14 protein-coding genes and 1 pseudogene are annotated in these 16397 nt (G+C 71.3%); 5 read left to right on the top strand and 10 right to left on the bottom strand.

Annotated features, from left to right (window positions below; translation table 11 throughout):
* Positions 1–4: 4 nt before the first annotated feature.
* On the bottom strand, positions 5–1471 hold the full coding sequence (locus ACZ7L6_RS02460) for an amino acid permease (RefSeq protein WP_471920077.1): 1467 nt from the start codon (positions 1469–1471) through the stop codon (positions 5–7).
* A gap of 220 nt (positions 1472–1691) precedes the next feature.
* Here ACZ7L6_RS02460 and ACZ7L6_RS02455 point away from each other — a divergent pair, with 220 nt between their 5' ends.
* Positions 1692–2408, top strand: a complete 717-nt coding sequence (locus ACZ7L6_RS02455) for a MerR family transcriptional regulator (protein ID WP_471920076.1) — start codon at positions 1692–1694, stop codon at positions 2406–2408.
* A gap of 266 nt (positions 2409–2674) precedes the next feature.
* On the opposite strand, the gene ACZ7L6_RS02450 is transcribed toward ACZ7L6_RS02455, so the two are convergent.
* From ACZ7L6_RS02450 to ACZ7L6_RS02430, 5 genes are all read right to left on the bottom strand, one after another.
* Complete coding sequence (locus ACZ7L6_RS02450; RefSeq protein ID WP_471920075.1) at positions 2675–4852, bottom strand: 3-hydroxyacyl-CoA dehydrogenase NAD-binding domain-containing protein; 2178 nt, start codon at positions 4850–4852, stop codon at positions 2675–2677.
* Between the two features lie 43 nt (positions 4853–4895).
* Positions 4896–6110 (bottom strand): acetyl-CoA C-acetyltransferase, encoded by a 1215-nt coding sequence (locus tag ACZ7L6_RS02445; RefSeq protein ID WP_471920074.1) that lies wholly within the window; start codon positions 6108–6110, stop codon positions 4896–4898.
* Between the two features lie 61 nt (positions 6111–6171).
* Positions 6172–7314 carry an acyl-CoA dehydrogenase family protein gene (locus ACZ7L6_RS02440; protein WP_471920073.1) on the bottom strand — a complete coding sequence of 381 codons (1143 nt, stop codon included), beginning with the start codon at positions 7312–7314 and terminating at the stop codon, positions 6172–6174.
* On the bottom strand, positions 7311–8561 hold the full coding sequence (locus ACZ7L6_RS02435) for a CaiB/BaiF CoA transferase family protein (protein ID WP_471920072.1): 1251 nt from the start codon (positions 8559–8561) through the stop codon (positions 7311–7313). The genes ACZ7L6_RS02440 and ACZ7L6_RS02435 overlap by 4 nt, the downstream gene beginning before the upstream one ends.
* Before the next feature lie 129 nt (positions 8562–8690).
* Positions 8691–9071, bottom strand: coding sequence for an MmcQ/YjbR family DNA-binding protein (locus ACZ7L6_RS02430; RefSeq protein WP_471920071.1), 381 nt, complete (start codon positions 9069–9071; stop codon positions 8691–8693).
* Between the two features lie 91 nt (positions 9072–9162).
* On the opposite strand from ACZ7L6_RS02430, the gene ACZ7L6_RS02425 reads away from it, so the two are divergent.
* Entirely contained in the window at positions 9163–10341 is a 1179-nt protein-coding gene (locus ACZ7L6_RS02425) for a saccharopine dehydrogenase family protein (RefSeq protein ID WP_471920070.1), read from the top strand.
* A gap of 48 nt (positions 10342–10389) precedes the next feature.
* On the opposite strand, the gene mmpA is transcribed toward ACZ7L6_RS02425, so the two are convergent.
* Both mmpA and ACZ7L6_RS02415 read right to left on the bottom strand, forming a co-directional pair.
* Positions 10390–10536 (bottom strand): morphogenic membrane protein MmpA, encoded by a 147-nt coding sequence (mmpA, locus tag ACZ7L6_RS02420; RefSeq protein WP_164905106.1) that lies wholly within the window; start codon positions 10534–10536, stop codon positions 10390–10392.
* A gap of 591 nt (positions 10537–11127) precedes the next feature.
* Positions 11128–11811, bottom strand: a pseudogene (locus tag ACZ7L6_RS02415) (endonuclease V); the annotation flags it as partial.
* Positions 11812–11873: 62 nt separating this feature from the next.
* Here ACZ7L6_RS02415 and ACZ7L6_RS02410 point away from each other — a divergent pair.
* The gene (locus tag ACZ7L6_RS02410; protein ID WP_471920069.1) at positions 11874–12170 is read left to right on the top strand and encodes a YciI family protein; all 297 of its coding nucleotides are present in this window, start codon (positions 11874–11876) and stop codon (positions 12168–12170) included.
* A 3-nt stretch (positions 12171–12173) separates the two neighbouring features.
* Here ACZ7L6_RS02410 and ACZ7L6_RS02405 read toward each other — a convergent pair whose 3' ends face one another.
* Positions 12174–12497, bottom strand: coding sequence for a plasmid stabilization protein (locus ACZ7L6_RS02405; protein ID WP_398811277.1), 324 nt, complete (start codon positions 12495–12497; stop codon positions 12174–12176).
* Positions 12498–12547: 50 nt separating this feature from the next.
* Positions 12548–13615, bottom strand: coding sequence for a WD40/YVTN/BNR-like repeat-containing protein (locus tag ACZ7L6_RS02400; protein WP_471920068.1), 1068 nt, complete (start codon positions 13613–13615; stop codon positions 12548–12550).
* A 309-nt stretch (positions 13616–13924) separates the two neighbouring features.
* Between ACZ7L6_RS02400 and ssgD the strand changes: the two genes are divergently transcribed.
* Both ssgD and ACZ7L6_RS02390 read left to right on the top strand, forming a co-directional pair.
* Positions 13925–14341 (top strand): spore wall synthesis regulator SsgD, encoded by a 417-nt coding sequence (ssgD, locus tag ACZ7L6_RS02395; protein ID WP_471920067.1) that lies wholly within the window; start codon positions 13925–13927, stop codon positions 14339–14341.
* Positions 14342–14767: 426 nt separating this feature from the next.
* Complete coding sequence (locus ACZ7L6_RS02390) at positions 14768–16393, top strand: ABC-F family ATP-binding cassette domain-containing protein (RefSeq protein ID WP_471920066.1); 1626 nt, start codon at positions 14768–14770, stop codon at positions 16391–16393.
* The last annotated feature ends 4 nt before the right edge of the window (positions 16394–16397 follow it).

Below are 16397 nucleotides of genomic sequence, written 5' to 3'. Positions count from 1 at the left end.
GGAGTTACTTCGTGAGCTCCGCCAGCTCCTGGTCCTCCGCCTTCGCGACCCGGCGGCGGATCGCGAACCAGCCGCCGACGAGCATCAAGGCGATGACCGGGATCAGCAGCAGCGTCTTGCGGCCGACCTCGGGGTCGTTCCACATGAGGCCGAGCGCGGAGAGGAGGAAGGCGATCGTGGCGATCTCCGTGACCGGGCTGCCGGGAAGGCGGAAGGAGGGCCGGGCCACCAGGCCCGCCTTGGCGCGGCGGACGAAGATCAGGTGGCAGATCATGATGATCACCCAGGTGGAGATGATGCCGAGGGAGGCCACGTTGAGGACGATCTCGAAGGCCTGGGCGGGCATGAGGTAGTTCAGGCCGACGCCGAGCACACAGACCGCGCAGGTCAGCAGGATGCCGCCGTACGGGACCTGGCTCCGGTTCATCCGTGCCGTGAACTTCGGGGCCGAGCCCGCCATCGCCATCGAGCGCAGGATCCGGCCCGTCGAGTACAGGCCGGAGTTCAGGGACGACATCGCGGCCGTCAGCACGACCAGGTTCATCACGTCGCCCGCGCCCTCGACGCCGATCTTCGACAGGACCGTGACGAAGGGGCTCTCGTCGGCCGAGTAGACCGAGCCGGGGAGCAGGAGGGCGAGCAGGACGACCGAGCCGACGTAGAACAGGCCCACGCGCCACATGATCGAGTTCACCGCGCGCGGGACGACCTTCTCCGGCTCGGCGGTCTCGCCCGCGGCGACGCCGACCAGCTCCAGGGCGGCGTACGCGAAGATCACGCCCTGCATGACCAGGACGACGGGCATCAGGCCGTGCGGGAAGATGCCGCCGTTGTCGGTGATCACGTCCAGGCCAGGGGTCTGGCCGCCGACCTTGTGCTGGGTGGCCAGCAGGAAGATGCCGACGAACATGAAGGCGACCAGCGTGGCGACCTTGATGATCGCGAACCAGAACTCCATCTCGCCGAAGATCTTCACCGAGATCAGGTTCACCGCCAGGACCACCGCGAGGGCGGCCAGGGCGAGCACCCACTGCGGGATCTCGGTGAACAGGCTCCAGTAGTGCGTGTAGAGCGCGATCGCGGTGATGTCGGCGATACCGGTCGTCGACCAGTTCAGGAAGTACATCCAGCCGGCGACGTACGCGCCCTTCTCGCCGAGGAACTCGCGCGCGTACGACACGAAGGAGCCGGACGAGGGGCGGTAGAGCACCAGCTCGCCGAGGGCGCGGACGACGAAGAAGGCGAAGATGCCGCAGACCAGGTAGGCGATCGCCAGCGCCGGGCCCGCGTTGTGCAGGCGGCCGCCTGCGCCCAGGAAGAGGCCGGTGCCGATGGCCCCGCCGATGGCGATCATGTTGACGTGGCGGGCCTTGAGGTCCTTGCTGTAACCGGCGTCGCCCGCGTCCGCGGGCATCTGGGCCGCGTCGGTGCGGGGTGCGGCCACTGCCGTGTTCACGGCGTCCTTGCTCACGGGTGGTACCACTCTCTGGTGCGCCCGAGCGGGTCTCGCTCGGGTGTCCGGACGTACGTATGGCCTGCGCCCTCGGTAGAGGCGCAGACCAAGGGGTCACCTTCCCCCAGGGGGCACGGGTCACGCGGTGGCGCATGTCACACAGCGTTACTTCTCACACGGCGGTCCCGTTGGTCGACCCAGGTGTCACAGCACTGGTGAGACAGCGATACTGCTGCACATGACGACCGGCACCGAGGACTCGACCCTCACGATCGACGAGCTGGCCGCGCGGGCGGGTGTGACGGTCCGCACGGTGCGGTTCTACGGCACCAAGGGGCTGCTGCCGCCTCCGGTGATCGGTCCGCGCCGGGTGGGGCACTACGGACGTGAGCATCTGGCCCGGCTGGCGCTCATCGAGGAGCTTCAGCAGCAGGGCATGACGCTGGCGGCGATCGAGCGGTATCTGCAGCAGTTGCCGCCGGATCTGGACGCCCATGACCTCGCCATCCACCGGGCCGTGGTGGCCTCCTGGGCGCCGGACGCCGTCGAGACGGTGACGCGGGGCGAGCTGGAGCGGCGGGCGGGGCGGGGGCTCGGTGACGACGACGTGGAGCGGCTGGCCGCGATGGGCGTGATCGAGGCCCGCGACGGCATGTACCGCGTCGACATGGGGTTGCTGCGGCTGGGGGTGGGGCTGCTGGACGTACCGCTGTCGCAGGAGGCGATCCTCGCCGCGCGCAACGTCCTGATCGAGCATGCGCGTGCCGCCGCGCACGAACTGTCGCAGCTCTTCCGCGGTGAGGTGTCCCAGCGCGCGGCGCAGGACGTGAAGTCGCTCTCCGCGTACATGCAGCCCGTGGTGGTGCAGGCCCTGTTGACGACGTTCCAGCGGTCGCTGCGCGAGGATCTGCGGGAGTGGCTGGGCGGCGTGCCGGAGGACGGCGAGTCCGCCTGACGCGTTGAGCCTGGGAGGGTGCCGGGCGGTTTCTCGCCCCCGCCGCCCCTACCCATTCCCATCCTCCAGGGGCTCCGCCCCTTCGACCCCGCCAGGGGGCTCCGCCCCCTGGACCCCCGCTCCTCAAACGCCGGAGGGGCTGACTTACCCAGCCCGTCCGGCGTTTGAGGACGAGGCCCCTTCAGGGCCGAAGCGGGGGTCTGGGGGCGGCAGCCCCCAGGGACGGGTAGGGGCGGCGGGGGCGAAAACCTCCCCCGCGCCCGGCGTCACGCATCCCCGAAGCGCTCCCCCTTCTCCGCCTTCTCCACCAGCAGCGCCGGCGGTGTGAACCGGTCGCCGTAGCGCTCGGCGAGTTCTCGCGCGCGGGCCACGAAGCCGGGGAGGCCGCCCTCGTAGCCGTTGATGTACTGCAGGACGCCGCCCGTCCAGCCGGGGAAGCCGATGCCGAAGATGGAGCCGATGTTGGCGTCGGCGACCGAGGTCAGGACGCCCTCCTCCAGGAGCTTGACCGTGTCGAGCGCCTCGGAGAACAGCATGCGTTCCTGCATGTCCCGGAAGGGGATCTCGGCACCCGCGCGCGTGAAGTGCTCGCGCAGGCCCGGCCACAGGCCCGCCCGCCTGCCGTCCTCGTCGTAGTCGTAGAAGCCCGCTCCCCCACTGCGACCGGTGCGGCCGAACTCGTCGACCATGCGGTCGATGACGGCCTCGGCGGGGTGCCCCGGCCAGGTGCCGCCCGCCTCCTCCACGGCCCGCTTGGACTCGTTGCGGATCTTGCGGGGCAGCGTGAGCGTCAGTTCGTCCATCAGGGAGAGGACCTTGGCGGGGTAGCCCGCCTGCGCCGCCGCCTGTTCGACCGACGCGGGCTCGATGCCCTCGCCGACCATGGCCACGCCCTCGTTGATGAAGTGGCCGATGACACGGGAGGTGAAGAAGCCACGGGAGTCGTTCACGACGATGGGCGTCTTCTTGATCTGCCGGACCAGATCGAAGGCGCGGGCCAGCGCCTCCTCACCCGTACGCTCGCCCTTGATGATCTCGACGAGCGGCATCTTGTCGACCGGAGAGAAGAAGTGGAGGCCGATGAAGTCGGACTGGCGGTCCACCCCCTCGGCCAGCGCCGTGATCGGCAGGGTCGACGTGTTGGAGCACAGCAGCGCGTCCGGCTCGACGATGTCCTGGATCTCCTGGAACACCTTGTGCTTGAGCTCGGGGTTCTCGAAGACCGCCTCGATCACCGCGTCGCAGCCCGCGAGGTCGGCGGGGTCGGCGGCCGGCGTGATGCGGGCCAGCAGCGCGTCCGCCTTCTCCTGCGTCGTACGGCCGCGGGAGACCGCCTTGGCGCACAGCTTCTCGGAGTAGCCCTTGCCCTTGAGAGCCGCCTCCAGTGACACGTCCTTCAGGACGACGTCGATGCCCGCGCGGGCGCACGAGTACGCGATGCCCGCCCCCATCATCCCGGCCCCCAGGACGGCGACCTTGCGGACCTGGCGCGGCTCGATGCCCTTCGGGCGGTTGGCGCCGGAGTTGACCGCCTGGAGGTCGAAGAAGAAGGCCTGGATCATGTTCTTGGAGGTCTGGCCGGCCGCCAGCTCCACGAAGTAGCGCGCCTCGATGACCTGCGCGGTCTCGAAGTCGACCTGGGCGCCCTCGACGGCGGCCGCGAGGATGTTGCGCGGGGCCGGGTAGGGGGCGCCGTTCGTCTGCTTGCGCAGGGTGGCCGGGAAGGCGGGCAGGTTCGCCGCGAACTTGGGGTTGGCGGGCGTGCCGCCCGGGATCTTGTAGCCGGGCTTGTCCCAGGGCTGCTGCGACTCGGGGTGGGCCTCGATGAAGGCGCGGGCCTTGGCCAGCAGCTCCTCCTGCGTCGTGGCCACGTCGTCGACCAGGCCGTTCTGCAGGGCGCGCCGCGGGTCGTACTGGGTGCCCTGGAGCAGGACCTTCAGCAGGGCGTCGGCGATACCGAGGAGGCGGACGGTGCGGACGACGCCGCCTCCGCCCGGCAGCAGGCCGAGGGTGACCTCGGGGCAGCCGATCTTGGAGCCGGGCGCGTCGAGGGCGATGCGGTGGTGGCAGGCGAGCGCGATCTCGTAACCGCCGCCGAGGGCGGCGCCGTTCATCGCGGCGACGACCGGCTTGCCCAGGGTCTCGATGCGCCGCAGGTTGCGCTTGATCGCCATGCCACCGTCGAACAGCTCCTGCGCCGTCTCGGGGGTGACCCGGATCAGGTCGCGCAGGTCGCCGCCGGCGAAGAAGGTCTTCTTCGCGGACGTGATGATGACACCGCGGATGGTGTCCTTCTCGGCCTCCAGGCGGTCGGTGATCACGGCGAGGGAGTCGCGGAACGCCTGGTTCATCGTGTTCGCGGACTGGTTGGGGTCGTCGAGAACGAGGGTGACGACGCCTTCGCGGTCCTGTTCCCAGCGGATGGTCGTGGACTGAGTGCTCATGAGGAAGTGCTCCGTGTGATCCGTCGTATCCGTCGGGAGGGGGTCAGATGCGCTCGACGATCGTGGCGATGCCCATGCCGCCGCCCACGCACAGCGTGGCGAGGCCGTAGCGCTTGTCCTGGCGCTCCAGTTCGTCGACGAGCGAGCCGAGGATCATCGCGCCGGTCGCGCCGAGCGGGTGACCGAGGGCGATCGCGCCGCCGTTGACGTTGACCTTGTCCAGGGACAGGCCCATGTCCCGTACGAAGCGCAGGACCACGGCCGCGAAGGCCTCGTTGATCTCCACGAGGTCGATGTCGTCGATGGTCAGCCCGGCCTTGGCGAGCGCCTTGCGGGTGGCGGGGGCGGGGCCGGTGAGCATGATGGTGGGCTCGGAGCCGGAGACGGCGGCGGAGACGATCCGCGCGCGCGGAGTGAGGCCGTAGCGCTCGCCGACCTCCTTCGAGCCGATGGCGACCAGCGAGGCGCCGTCCACGATCCCGGAGGAGTTGCCGGCGTGGTGGACGTGGTCGATCTTCTCGACCCAGTGGTACTTCTGCAGCGCCACGGCGTCGAAACCGCCCAGGTCGCCGATGTCCGCGAAGGACGGCTTCAGCTTGGCGAGGGAGTCGGCGGTGGTGCCCGGGCGCATGTGCTCGTCGTGGTCGAGGACGACCAGGCCGCTGCGGTCCTTGACCGGGACGACGGACCGGTCGAAGCGGCCCTCCTTCCAGGCCGTCGCCGCGCGCTCCTGCGACAGGGCCGCGTACTCGTCGACGTCCCGGCGGGAGAAGCCCTCGACGGTGGCGATGAGGTCGGCGCCGATGCCCTGCGGCACGAAGTTGACGGCGAGGTTGGTCATCGGGTCGTTGAACCAGGCCCCGCCGTCCGAGGCCATCGGCACCCGGGACATGGACTCGACGCCGCCCGCGAGGACGAGGTCCTCCCAGCCGGAGCGCACCTTGGCGGCGGCCAGGTTGACGGCCTCCAGGCCCGAGGCACAGAAGCGGTTCTCCTGTACACCGGCGACGGTGTCCGGCAGCCCGGCGGCGATCGCCGCGATGCGCGCGATGTCGGAACCCTGGTCGCCGACCGGGCCGACGACGCCCAGCACGATGTCGTCGACGGCCGCCGGGTCCAGGCTCGGGAAGCGGTCGCGGATCTCGTGGATGAGGCCGACGACCAGGTCGATGGGCTTGGTGCCGTGCAGGGCGCCGTTCGCCTTGCCGCGGCCGCGCGGGGTGCGGATCGCGTCGTACACGTACGCTTCGGTGCTCACAGGAAGGCCTTTCGGGGTGAGGGTCAGCCGGGCAACAGAGCCTCAGCCGGGCAGGAGAGCTTCAGCCGAGCAGGGAACGGCCGATGATCTCCTTCATGATCTCGGTCGTACCGCCGTAGATGGTCTGGATACGGCCGTCGGTGAACGCACGGGCGACCGGGAATTCGCTCATGTAGCCGTAGCCGCCATGCAGTTGCAGACAGCGGTCGGCGACCCGCTTCTGCAGCTCGGTCGCCCACCACTTGGCCATGGAGGCGTGGACGGCGTCGAGCGAGCCGTTCGAGTGGTCCTCGATGCAGCGGTCGAGGAACGTGCGGGTGACGGCGCACTCGGTGGCCATCTCGGCCACCTCGAACCGGATGTGCTGCTTGGTCGCGAGGGGCCGGCCGAAGGCCTCGCGCTCCTTGACGTACTCCGTGGTGATCTCCAGCAGGTGCTCCGCGGCGGCGATCGCGGAGACGGCAATGCTCAGGCGCTCCTGGGCGAGGTTCGTCATCAGGTGGACGAAGGCGCCGTTGAGCTGGCCGAGGAGGTTCTCCTTGGGCACGCGCACGTCGTGGAAGAACAGCTCGGCCGTGTCCTGCGCCTTCTGGCCGATCTTGTCGAGGTTGCGGCCGCGCTCGAAACCGTCCATGCCGCGCTCGACGACGAGGAGGGACAGGCCGCGTGCGCCGCCCTCGGGGGTCGTCTTCGCGACGACGATCACCAGGTCGGCGAGGATGCCGTTGGAAATGAAGGTCTTGGAGCCGTTCAGCACCCAGTGGTCGCCGCGGTCCTCGGCCTGGGTGCGGATGCCCTGGAGGTCGGAGCCGGCGCCGGGTTCGGTCATGGCGATGGCCGTGATCAGCGTGCCGTCGCAGAATCCGGGCAGCCAGCGGCGCTTCTGCTCGTCGGTGGCGAGCGAGGTGAGGTAGGGGCCGATGATGTCGTTGTGCAGTCCGAGGGCGAGGCCCGGGGCGCCCGCGCGCGTGAATTCCTCTGCGAGGACCGCGCTGTAGCGGAAGTCGGGGGTGCCGCCGCCTCCGTACTCCTCGGGCACGGCGAATCCGAGCAGGCCCTGCTTTCCGGCCGCGCGCCAGGCGTCCCGGGAGACGATGCCGTCCTTCTCCCACTGCTCGTAGTACGGCAGGACTTCCCTGGCCAGGAAGGCTCGCACCGTCTCGCGGAACGCGTCGTGCTCGGGGGCGAAGATCTGCCGCTTCATGCGAGGCCCTTCAGGTCGGCGCTGTTCGTGTCCGGGGCCGCCCGGTCGGCGCCCTTCGGGTCGAGGCCCGTTCCCTCGCCGCGCTTCGGATCCGCCCCCGTCATGTCGGCGTCCGACGCGTCGAGGCCCTTCAGCAGGTCGGGTACGTCCCAGTCGCGGGCCACCTCCGCCGTGTCGGCGCCCGGCTGGGCGGGGCCGGTGCGTACGGCGGTGGGGGTGGCGGAGAAGCGGGGTGCGGGGGCGGGCTGGGTGATGCCGCCGTGGTCGGTGAAGGTGCCGCGGGCGGCGAGGTGGGGGTGGTGTGGGGCCTCGCGCAGGGACAGCACGGGGGCCACGCAGGCGTCGGAGCCCTCGAAGACGGCCGTCCACTCGTCGCGCGTACGGGACTTGAAGCGGGCGGCGACGGCCTCGCGCAGCTCGCCCCAGCGGGACCAGTCCTTGCGCGCGGACGCGTACTCCTGGATGCCGAGCAGTTCCAGGAACTCGGCGTAGAACTGGGGTTCAAGGGCGCCGACCGCCATGTGCTTCCCGTCGGCCGTCTCGTAGGTGCCGTAGTAGGGGCAGCCGCCGTCCAGGAGGTTGGCGCCGCGCCGGTCCTGCCAGCCGCCCGCGGCGAGCATGCCGTGGATCATCGAGGCGAGGTGGGAGGTTCCGTCGACGATGGCGGCGTCGACGACCTGGCCGGTGCCGGTCGCGCGCGCGTGGTGGAGGGCGGCGAGGACGCCGACGACGAGGTACAGGGAGCCGCCCGCGTAGTCGCCGACCAGGTTGGCGGGGACGGCCGGTGGTTCGTCGGGGCTGCCGATCATGCCGAGGGTGCCGGTGAGCGCGATGTACGCGATGTCGTGGCCGGCCCGGTGGGCGAGCGGCCCCTCCTGGCCCCAGCCGGTCATACGGCCGTAGACCAGCCGGGGGTTGCGGGCGTGACAGGCCTCGGGGCCTACGCCCAGGCGCTCGGCGACGCCGGGGCGGTAGCCCTCGACGAGGATGTCGGCGCGGGCGGCGAGGTCGAGGACGCGGGCCGCGCCGTCGGGGGACTTCAGGTCGATGATCACCGAGCGCTTGTTGCGGTTGGTGATGTCGTACTCGGTGTCGATCGCGAGTCCCGTGCCGCCGGGCCGGTCCACGCGGACCACGTCGGCGCCCAGGTCGGCGAGGAGCATGGCGGCGAACGGGCCGGGCCCGATCCCTGCCAGCTCGACCACGCGCACGCCGGTGAGCGGGCCCTGTCCTGGCGTCGTCGCCATCCTGCCCCCAGGGGTATGACACAACTGCTGTAACACCAGCGATGCTAAGAACATGTTCCAGCGGGCACAAGAGCAAGCGCTTAGGAAGTTACCCGCCGGGAGCCCGGTCGCGAACCCGCCCCGGCGGAATCAGCGCCCGTCCAGCTCCACTATCAGCCGCTTCGGCGCGATCGTGCGATAGCTCTCCTCCACCCAGTCGCACAGCAGCTCCGCCGCCGGGGCGCCCTTCTGCTCCAGCGGGATGCTCACCCAGCCGGACTTGCCCAGGCCGTACCCGGCGGGCTCGGCGCCCGGGCAGGTCAGGGCGTGGGCGTGCGCCGACTCGTCCTTGAGCTTCACCGTGACGCCCAGCGGATAGCTGCCGTCGTCGACGCCGAGGAAGACGAACACCTTCTTGTTGACCTTCGCGACCGTCTCGCCCCAGGGGAACTCCTCGGTGGCGCCCGGCAGCCCGAGCGCGAACTCGCGCACTTTCTCCCACTTCTTCAGGGCATTCCTGGGCACGGCCACCGCATACCTCCGGGCTCGTCGTCGGGCTCCGCACACCTCACGCTAGCCTCGGCCACCGACAACGGCGCGTGCTGCGAGACCGAGGGGTGTCATGACCAGGCTGAACAGGGCGGATCGCCCGTACGACATCGTGCTCTTCGGAGCGACGGGCTTCGTCGGGACACTCACCGCGGAGTACCTCGCGGCGCACGCGCCCGAGGGGCTGCGCTGGGCGATCGCCGGCCGCAGCGAGCAGAAGCTGGCACGGCTGCGCGAGCGGTTGCCGGGCGGCTCGGGGATCGGGCTGCTGGCGGCGGACGTCGCCGATCCGGCCTCGATGCGCCGTCTCGCCGAGCACGCGCGCGTGGTGGCCACGACGGTCGGTCCCTATGTGACGTACGGCGAGGACCTCGTCGCCGCCTGCGCGGACACCGGTGCCGACTATCTGGACCTGTCCGGTGAGCCGGAGTTCGTGGACCGGACGTACGTCCTGCACGACGCACGCGCGCGTGAGACGGGTGCGCGGCTCGTGCACGCCTGTGGCTTCGACTCCGTCCCGCACGACCTGGGCGCCTACTTCACCGTCCAGCAGCTGCCGGAAGATGTGCCGCTCACGGTGGACGGGTTCGTGACCGCCGACGCCGCCTTCTCGGGCGGTACGTTCGCCTCGGCGCTCAACCAGTTCGCGCGCGGACGCCAGATGCTGGCCGCCGCACGCGACCGCGCCCGCCACGAGCCGCGGCTGATGGGGCGCCGGGCGCTGGCGCCGACGGGCACGCCCCGGTTCGCCAAGGAGGTCGGCGCCTGGGCGGTGCCGCTGCCGACGATCGACCCGCAGATCGTCAGGCGCTCGGCCAGGGCCCTGCAGCGCTACGGCCCCGACTTCCGCTACCGCCACTACGCCGCCGTACGGCATCTGCCCGTCGCGGTCGGCGGGGTCACGGCGATGGGCGCGCTCTTCACGGCCGCCCAACTGCCGCCCGCCCGGCGCTGGTTGTCCGACCGGCTCAAGCCCGGCGAGGGGCCGAGCGCCGAGAAGCGCGCGAAGAGCTGGTTCTCGGTCCGCTTCGTCGGCGAGGGCGGCGGCCGACGGGTGTTCACCGAGGTCGCGGGCGGCGATCCCGGCTACGGCGAGACGGCGAAGATGTTCGCCGAGTCCGCCCTGTCCCTGGCCTTCGACGACCTGCCGAAGACGGCCGGACAGGTCACGACGGCGGTCGCGATGGGGAACGCGCTGATCGAGCGGCTGCGCGGAGCGGGCATCACCTTCCGGGTTGCCGCCACGCGGTGAACCGATTCTGCGGCGGCCGTTCCACCTGACCTCGGGACGGCCCCGCCCCTAGAGCGGCCACCCCGCAATGGTGTAGATCATCCCGACGATCCAGCCCAGCCCGGCGAGCGTGGCGAGAACCAGCGCGGCCGTCACGGCACGCTCGACGGGACGGTCGGGGTCGGCGAGGGGCTTCGGGGAGCGGTGCGTCGTCATGCGGCCCAGCCTGCCGATCAGCGCGGGGCGTGACATCCGTACGGGTACTCAGACTCCGTACTCAGTCGGCATACTCAGCCGCCGCGCTCAGACGCCCGTATCCAGTCGGCGTACTCAGCGCCGCGCTCAGTCGGCTTCGTCGGTCGTCGGCCAGTCTCCCAGCGCTTCCGCGATCCGTTCCCGCACGGCCGGATCGGGCGCGCAGGCGGCGATGCGGACGGCGAGGGGGCCGATCTGCCAGCCGGCGTGGTGGTCGTAGAAGGGAGGGGGCCCTGCCTCGTTGTGGGCGACTTTGCCGACCAGCTCCGCAAGTCGGACCAGCAGCCGCTGCTGGTCCGTCGAGTGCTCCCAGGCGTCGAGTCCGCGCCCGCGGACCAGCCCGAAGACCTCGCTGCCCCGGCTCCACCGATCGCGGTCGCCCGCCAGTTCCACCGCGGCGTCGATCTCCGGAGTCCGGCCCACACCCTCCGCCGCTGCCGCGAGCACCCGTCCCGCCCAGGTCACCGGCAGGGGCTGGCGCTCGAACAGGGACCGCCCCCACGTCCGGGTGGGGTCCGCCGCCGCCCGGGCGGCGAGTTCCGGCCTCGGACGGGTCGCCTCCTTCAGCGCCCGGCGGCACAAGGCGTCCGCGCGGCGCGTGGTCTCCGGGAGGCGGTACTCGCGGGTCAGCGCGAGTGCGTGTGCGCAGGCGTTGTCGAGGGTCACCCGGTGGCCCACCGAGACGAAGACCGGCTTGACGGCGTCGCGGGTGCGCAGGGCGCGGCCGACCTCCTCGTCGCCCGCCAGGAGCGGCGCGGACGACCCGCGCGTGGCGGCCGGATCGTCGTAGGTGAAGGTGAACGGGTTCTTCGCGACGCCGATCGTGGGCAACCCGGTGAGGACGCCCAGGTGGCTGGCGAGGCCGAAGCGGCGGGGGTGGGCGAGGCCGTAGCCGTCGCAGACGACGAGGCCGGGTGGGCAGGGCAGGCGCTCGAGGGCGGCCAGGACCGTGGGGATCTCGCGGAACGCGAGCAGGCCGGGGACGTAGGGGAAGGAGACCTGCCCGACTGCCGTGGCCTCGGCGACGACGTCCAAGGTGGCCGCGTCGAGGACGACCGCAGCGGCCGCGACCACGTCGCGCTCGTCGTCGTACGCCACGTCGACGCCGGTCACGTGTCCGGTTCCCGGCGGCGGCCCGGGCTCGTCGAGCACCACCCGCTCGCGCAACTCGTCCTGGACGGCGCGGGCTTCGTCCTCGGTCGCGGGCCGGCCCGCGGGGATGCGTACGGTCGTCATGGTGGGACCGAGCCTACGGGGCCGGGGCACGCCGCCGCGGGGCCAGGGGTAGGCTCGCGATCATGTTCGTGATGGAGCTGACCTACACCGCCCCGCTCGATGCCGTCGACGCCGTCCTGGAGGCGCATGTGGCGTGGCTCGACGAGCAGTACGAGAAGGGCTTCTTTCTCGCGTCGGGGCGCAAGAACCCCCGCGACGGCGGTGTGATCCTCGCCGTCGCGGAGGACCGGGCCCGGATCGAAGAGGTCGCTGCGACGGATCCGTTCGTCGGCGCCGGGGTCTGCGCGTACCGCATCACCGAGTTCGCCGCCACGAAGACGGCTCCGGAGCTTCAGCGGTACCGCGAGACGCCCGGCTGAGCCTCACTTGCCCAGCGCCTGCTTGAGCTGGCTCTTGTTCATGTCCGAACGGCCGTGAATGTTGCGCTTCTTGGCCTCCTCGTACAGCTGGTCGCGGGTGGGGCCCTGGGAGCCCTTGCCCGACCGCTGGCCGCCGCGCTGGCCGGAGGACTTGTCCTGGGTCGACGTGCGACTGGCGGACTTCGACTCGCCGGACCGGGCACGTTCCTTGTTCACCGTTCGCGCCGCGATCTCCTTGGCGCGCGAGGTGCTCTCGCCCCGGTCCTGGGCGCTCTTCTTGATGTGCTCGTACTGGCGTTCCCGCTTCGAGCTCGAACCGGCTGGCATGTCGGGTCACTCCTCTCGCAGTCGGCGTCCGAGTACCCACATTCCGGCGGTCAGTTCTCCAGCCGCGCGACCCTGCCCTTCTCCCCCGCCGCCCAGCAGCCCAGGTCGCGCGCGCAGTCCACGGTGTCGTACGAACCCGTGTCGACGGTCCGCCAGGTGCGGCCGCCGTCGGTCGTCAGGTCGGTGCCGGTGGGGCCGACCGCGAGCGCGGCGGTGCGGCTGTGCGGGAGCCAGGCGACGCCGGAGCGGTAGGCGTTCACCGGAGTGGCGGCGGGCTGCCAGCCTGCGCCCCCGTCGCCGGTGCGGGCGGCGGCCTGCGGGGAGGCCTGGTCGGGGCGGTAGTCGCCGCCCACCGCCAAACCGTGCGTACGGTCGCGGAAGGCGAGGGCGAAGACGCCGCGGGCCGGGTCGCCCGCCGGGATCGGCGTGTCGGCGGCCGTCCAGGTCAGCCCCCGGTCACGGGAGTGCAGCACGCGCGCGCGTGCCGCCCCGCCGGTGGCCAGCCAGACGTCCTTCGGCCCGGAGCTGACCAGGCACTGCCCGCTCGCCGCGAAGCCTGCCTCGCCTTCCAGCGCGGCCGGCATCCCGTCGCTCGGCAGCACCTTCCAGGAGCGGCCGCCGTCGCTGGTCGACAGGATGCGGAACCTGCCGTCGACCGGGTCGCTCATCGCCAGGCCGTGGCGGCGGTCGAAGAAGGTCATGCAGTCGTAGAAGGCCCGCGCGTCGGTGTTGCGGAACGACTCGGTCCAGGTGGCGCCGCCGTCGTCCGTGCGGTACACGCGGGACGCCTCGCCCTCTCCGATGGCCAGCACCACGGCACGTCGTGCGTCGAACGCCTCGACGTCCCGGAACTGGAGCTCGCCGACCCCGGGCGGTGAGACGTTCCGCCAGGTCGCGCCGCCGTCGGTGGTGCGCAGGACGGTGCCCTGGGTGCCGGCCAGCCAGGCCGTGTTCCGGCTGACCGCCGCCAGGCCCCGGAAGCGCACCTCGGGCGTGCCGCTGTCCTTCGGTTCCCAGTGCGGGGCCCGCCGTTCCGGCTCGTGCGCCTGCGCGGGTACGGCCGTCAGCGCGGCCAGTGCCGCCCCGCACGCCGCCCCCGCGGCCAGTGTCCGAAACATACGCCCCGACCGTCGCGTGCTCCCCGAACGCCTCATGGCGGGCGAAGCTAGCCCACTGCCGCGGTGCCGTCCAGATGGCCACGACGATCCCGGGAGGGCACAGGTGACCACAGGCGATGACAGACGATGACAGACGATCACAGGTGACTTTCCAGGCACAGAAGGGCGAACGCCCCACTCCCGTGCATGAAGGCGGTGACAGAGGTCACTCGGCCTTCGTGTGCACGGATTGGCTGATTCCGTCGTCTCTACCAGTGCCCGGTCTCGTCCGCCCGGATGTCCGTCCAGCCGTCACAAGGGAGCAAGGCGTTGTCCACCGTCATCGAGCAGCCCGTTGAGGCCCGTCTCGTCGCCGCCGCGCCGCGGATGCCGAGCATTCCCGCGACCCTTCACTACGACCGGCGCGACCCCTTCGCCGTCCGCATGACCTTCCCGGCGCCCGCCACCCTGGAGGGTGTGGAGGTCTGCTGGACCTTCAGCCGCGAGCTGCTCCTCGCCGGCCTGGAGGGTCCCGAGGGCCACGGCGACGTCCGGGTGCGGCCGTACGGGTACGACCGTACGGTCCTGGAGTTCCACGCCCCGGAGGGGACGGCGGTCGTGCACATCCGTTCGGGCGAGGTCCGGCGCTTCCTGCAGGCCACGAGCGAGCTGGTGCCCCTCGGCCTGGAGCACCTCCAGCTCGACCTGGACCGTGACCTGGCGGAGCTGATGCGGGACGCCTGCTGACGCGGCTTTCTCGCCCCCGCCGCCCCTACCCGTCCCATCCTTGAAGGGGCTCGCCCCTTCCACCCCGCCGGGGGCCCGCACCCCCTGGCCCCCGGTCGGCCCTCAAAAGGCCCCAGACGGGCTGGATGTGCCGACCGGCGCTCAGGGACGCGAGGTCGCCGTTAATTGCGTTGACACCCTTTCGTCGCCCTCCTACGTTGTACAGCGGTCCTGTTGCCGTCGATTGGAGAAGGACGTTGCTCGTCTGAGGTCCTGAGACACCGCGTCGCACACCTGAGGTGTGTGCGCTGCGTGCGACCTCGGCGTTCGAGCCGTCCTCATGGAACAGGGCTTTTCTCATGCCCCGCGAGGCCTCCTCCCCGTTGGTCGCCGGTGTCTCGAAACGCGATTGCCCCTGACTCGCTTCGAGCAACCGCGGAGGCCCGCATGTCTACTTCCATCAGCTGTACGTCCCTGTCCTTCACCTGGCCCGACGGCACCCCCGTCTTCGAGGGCCTCGACGTCGCGTTCGCCCCCGGCCGGACCGGACTCGTCGGCGTCAACGGGTCAGGAAAATCAACCCTGTTGAAGCTCATCGCAGGTGAGCTCACCCCGGCCGACGGCGCCGTACGCGTCGCCGGTGAGGTCGGCTACCTCCCGCAGAGCGTCACCCTCGACACCGCCCTGAAGGTCGACGAGGCCCTCGGCATCGCCGCGCAGCGAGCCGCGCTGCACGCCATCGAGGCGGGCGACGTGGCCGAGGAGCACTTCGAGACCGTCGGTGACGACTGGGACGTGGAGGAGCGCGCCCTCGCCACCCTCGGCGAACTGGGGCTCGGCCACGTCGAGTTGGACCGGACGATCGGCGAGGTGTCGGGCGGCGAGTCGGTGCTGCTGCGCCTGGCCGCGCTGCTGCTGCGCCGCCCGGACGTCCTGCTGCTCGACGAGCCCACCAACAACCTCGACCTGTACGCGCGCCGGCGGCTGTACGCGGCCGTCGAGTCCTGGCCGGGGGTCATGGTGGTGGTCAGCCACGACCGCGAACTCCTCGAACTCGTCGACCAGATCGCCGATCTGCGCTCCGGGGAGATCACCTGGTACGGCGGCACCTACTCGGCGTACGAGGAGGCCCTCGCCACCGAGCAGGAGGCGGCCGAGCGCATGGTGCGGGTCGCCGAGGCCGACCTGAAGAAGCAGAAGCGCGAACTGGTCGACGCGCAGGTGAAGTTGGCGCGGCGCAAGCGGTACGGCCAGAAGATGTGGGACCAGAAGCGTGAGCCGAAGATCGTCATGGGTGCGCGCAAGCGGGCGGCGCAGGAGTCCGCGGGCAAGCACCGCATCATGCACGAGGAGAAGCTCGCCGAGGCCAGGGAGCGGCTCGACGAGGCGGTGGAGGCCGTACGGGACGACGACGAGATCCGCGTCGACCTGCCGTACACGGCCGTCCCGCCGGGCCGCAGCGTGCTCACGCTGCGGGACCTGGAGCTGGTGTACGGCGCTCGGGTGGCCGGTGGCTTCGATCTGCACGGTCCGGAGCGGATCGCGCTGATCGGGCGCAACGGCGCGGGCAAGACGACGCTGCTGCGGACCATCGCCGGCGAGCTGGCGCCGGTGGCGGGCGAGGCGACGGCGCACGTGCCGCTGCGGTTCCTGCCGCAGCGGCTGGACGTCCTCGACGGCGAGCTGTCGGTCGCCGAGAACGTGGCCCGGTTCGCGCCGGGTGCCACCAACAACCGGATCCGGGCGCGGCTCGCGCGCTTCCTGTTCCGGGGCGCCCGTGCCGACCAGAAGGCGGCGACGCTCTCCGGCGGCGAACGCTTCCGTGCGGCGCTGGCCGCGCTGATGCTGGCCGAGCCCGCGCCGCAGCTGCTGATGCTGGACGAGCCGACGAACAACCTGGACATGGCGAGCGTTCGGCAGCTCACCACGGCCCTGGAGTCGTACGAGGGGGCGCTGATCGTGGCCAGTCACGACCTGCCGTTCCTGGAGTCGATCGGCATCACGCGCTGGTTGATGGTGGAGGACGGAGAACTGAAGGAAATCACGCCAGAAGCTGTCGGGTATCCGGCCTAGCTTC

The organism is Streptomyces sp. NPDC107522 (assembly GCF_055657525.1).
Note: the sequence above shows the minus strand (reverse complement) of the source record. Positions and strands in the feature narration are given on the sequence as shown.

What these genes read in the sequence shown, in the direction of transcription:
- ACZ7L6_RS02455 (WP_471920076.1), top strand. Translation starts at nt 1,692, where the DNA reads ATGACGACCGGCACCGAGGACTCGACCCTCACGATCGACGAGCTGGCC.
- ACZ7L6_RS02450 (WP_471920075.1), bottom strand. Translation starts at nt 4,852, where the DNA reads ATGAGCACTCAGTCCACGACCATCCGCTGGGAACAGGACCGCGAAGGC.
- ACZ7L6_RS02440 (WP_471920073.1), bottom strand. Translation starts at nt 7,314, where the DNA reads ATGAAGCGGCAGATCTTCGCCCCCGAGCACGACGCGTTCCGCGAGACG.
- ACZ7L6_RS02435 (WP_471920072.1), bottom strand. Translation starts at nt 8,561, where the DNA reads ATGGCGACGACGCCAGGACAGGGCCCGCTCACCGGCGTGCGCGTGGTC.
- ACZ7L6_RS02425 (WP_471920070.1), top strand. Translation starts at nt 9,163, where the DNA reads ATGACCAGGCTGAACAGGGCGGATCGCCCGTACGACATCGTGCTCTTC.
- mmpA (WP_164905106.1), bottom strand. Translation starts at nt 10,536, where the DNA reads ATGACGACGCACCGCTCCCCGAAGCCCCTCGCCGACCCCGACCGTCCC.
- ACZ7L6_RS02410 (WP_471920069.1), top strand. Translation starts at nt 11,874, where the DNA reads ATGTTCGTGATGGAGCTGACCTACACCGCCCCGCTCGATGCCGTCGAC.
- ACZ7L6_RS02405 (WP_398811277.1), bottom strand. Translation starts at nt 12,497, where the DNA reads ATGCCAGCCGGTTCGAGCTCGAAGCGGGAACGCCAGTACGAGCACATC.
- ACZ7L6_RS02400 (WP_471920068.1), bottom strand. Translation starts at nt 13,615, where the DNA reads ATGTTTCGGACACTGGCCGCGGGGGCGGCGTGCGGGGCGGCACTGGCC.
- ACZ7L6_RS02390 (WP_471920066.1), top strand. Translation starts at nt 14,768, where the DNA reads ATGTCTACTTCCATCAGCTGTACGTCCCTGTCCTTCACCTGGCCCGAC.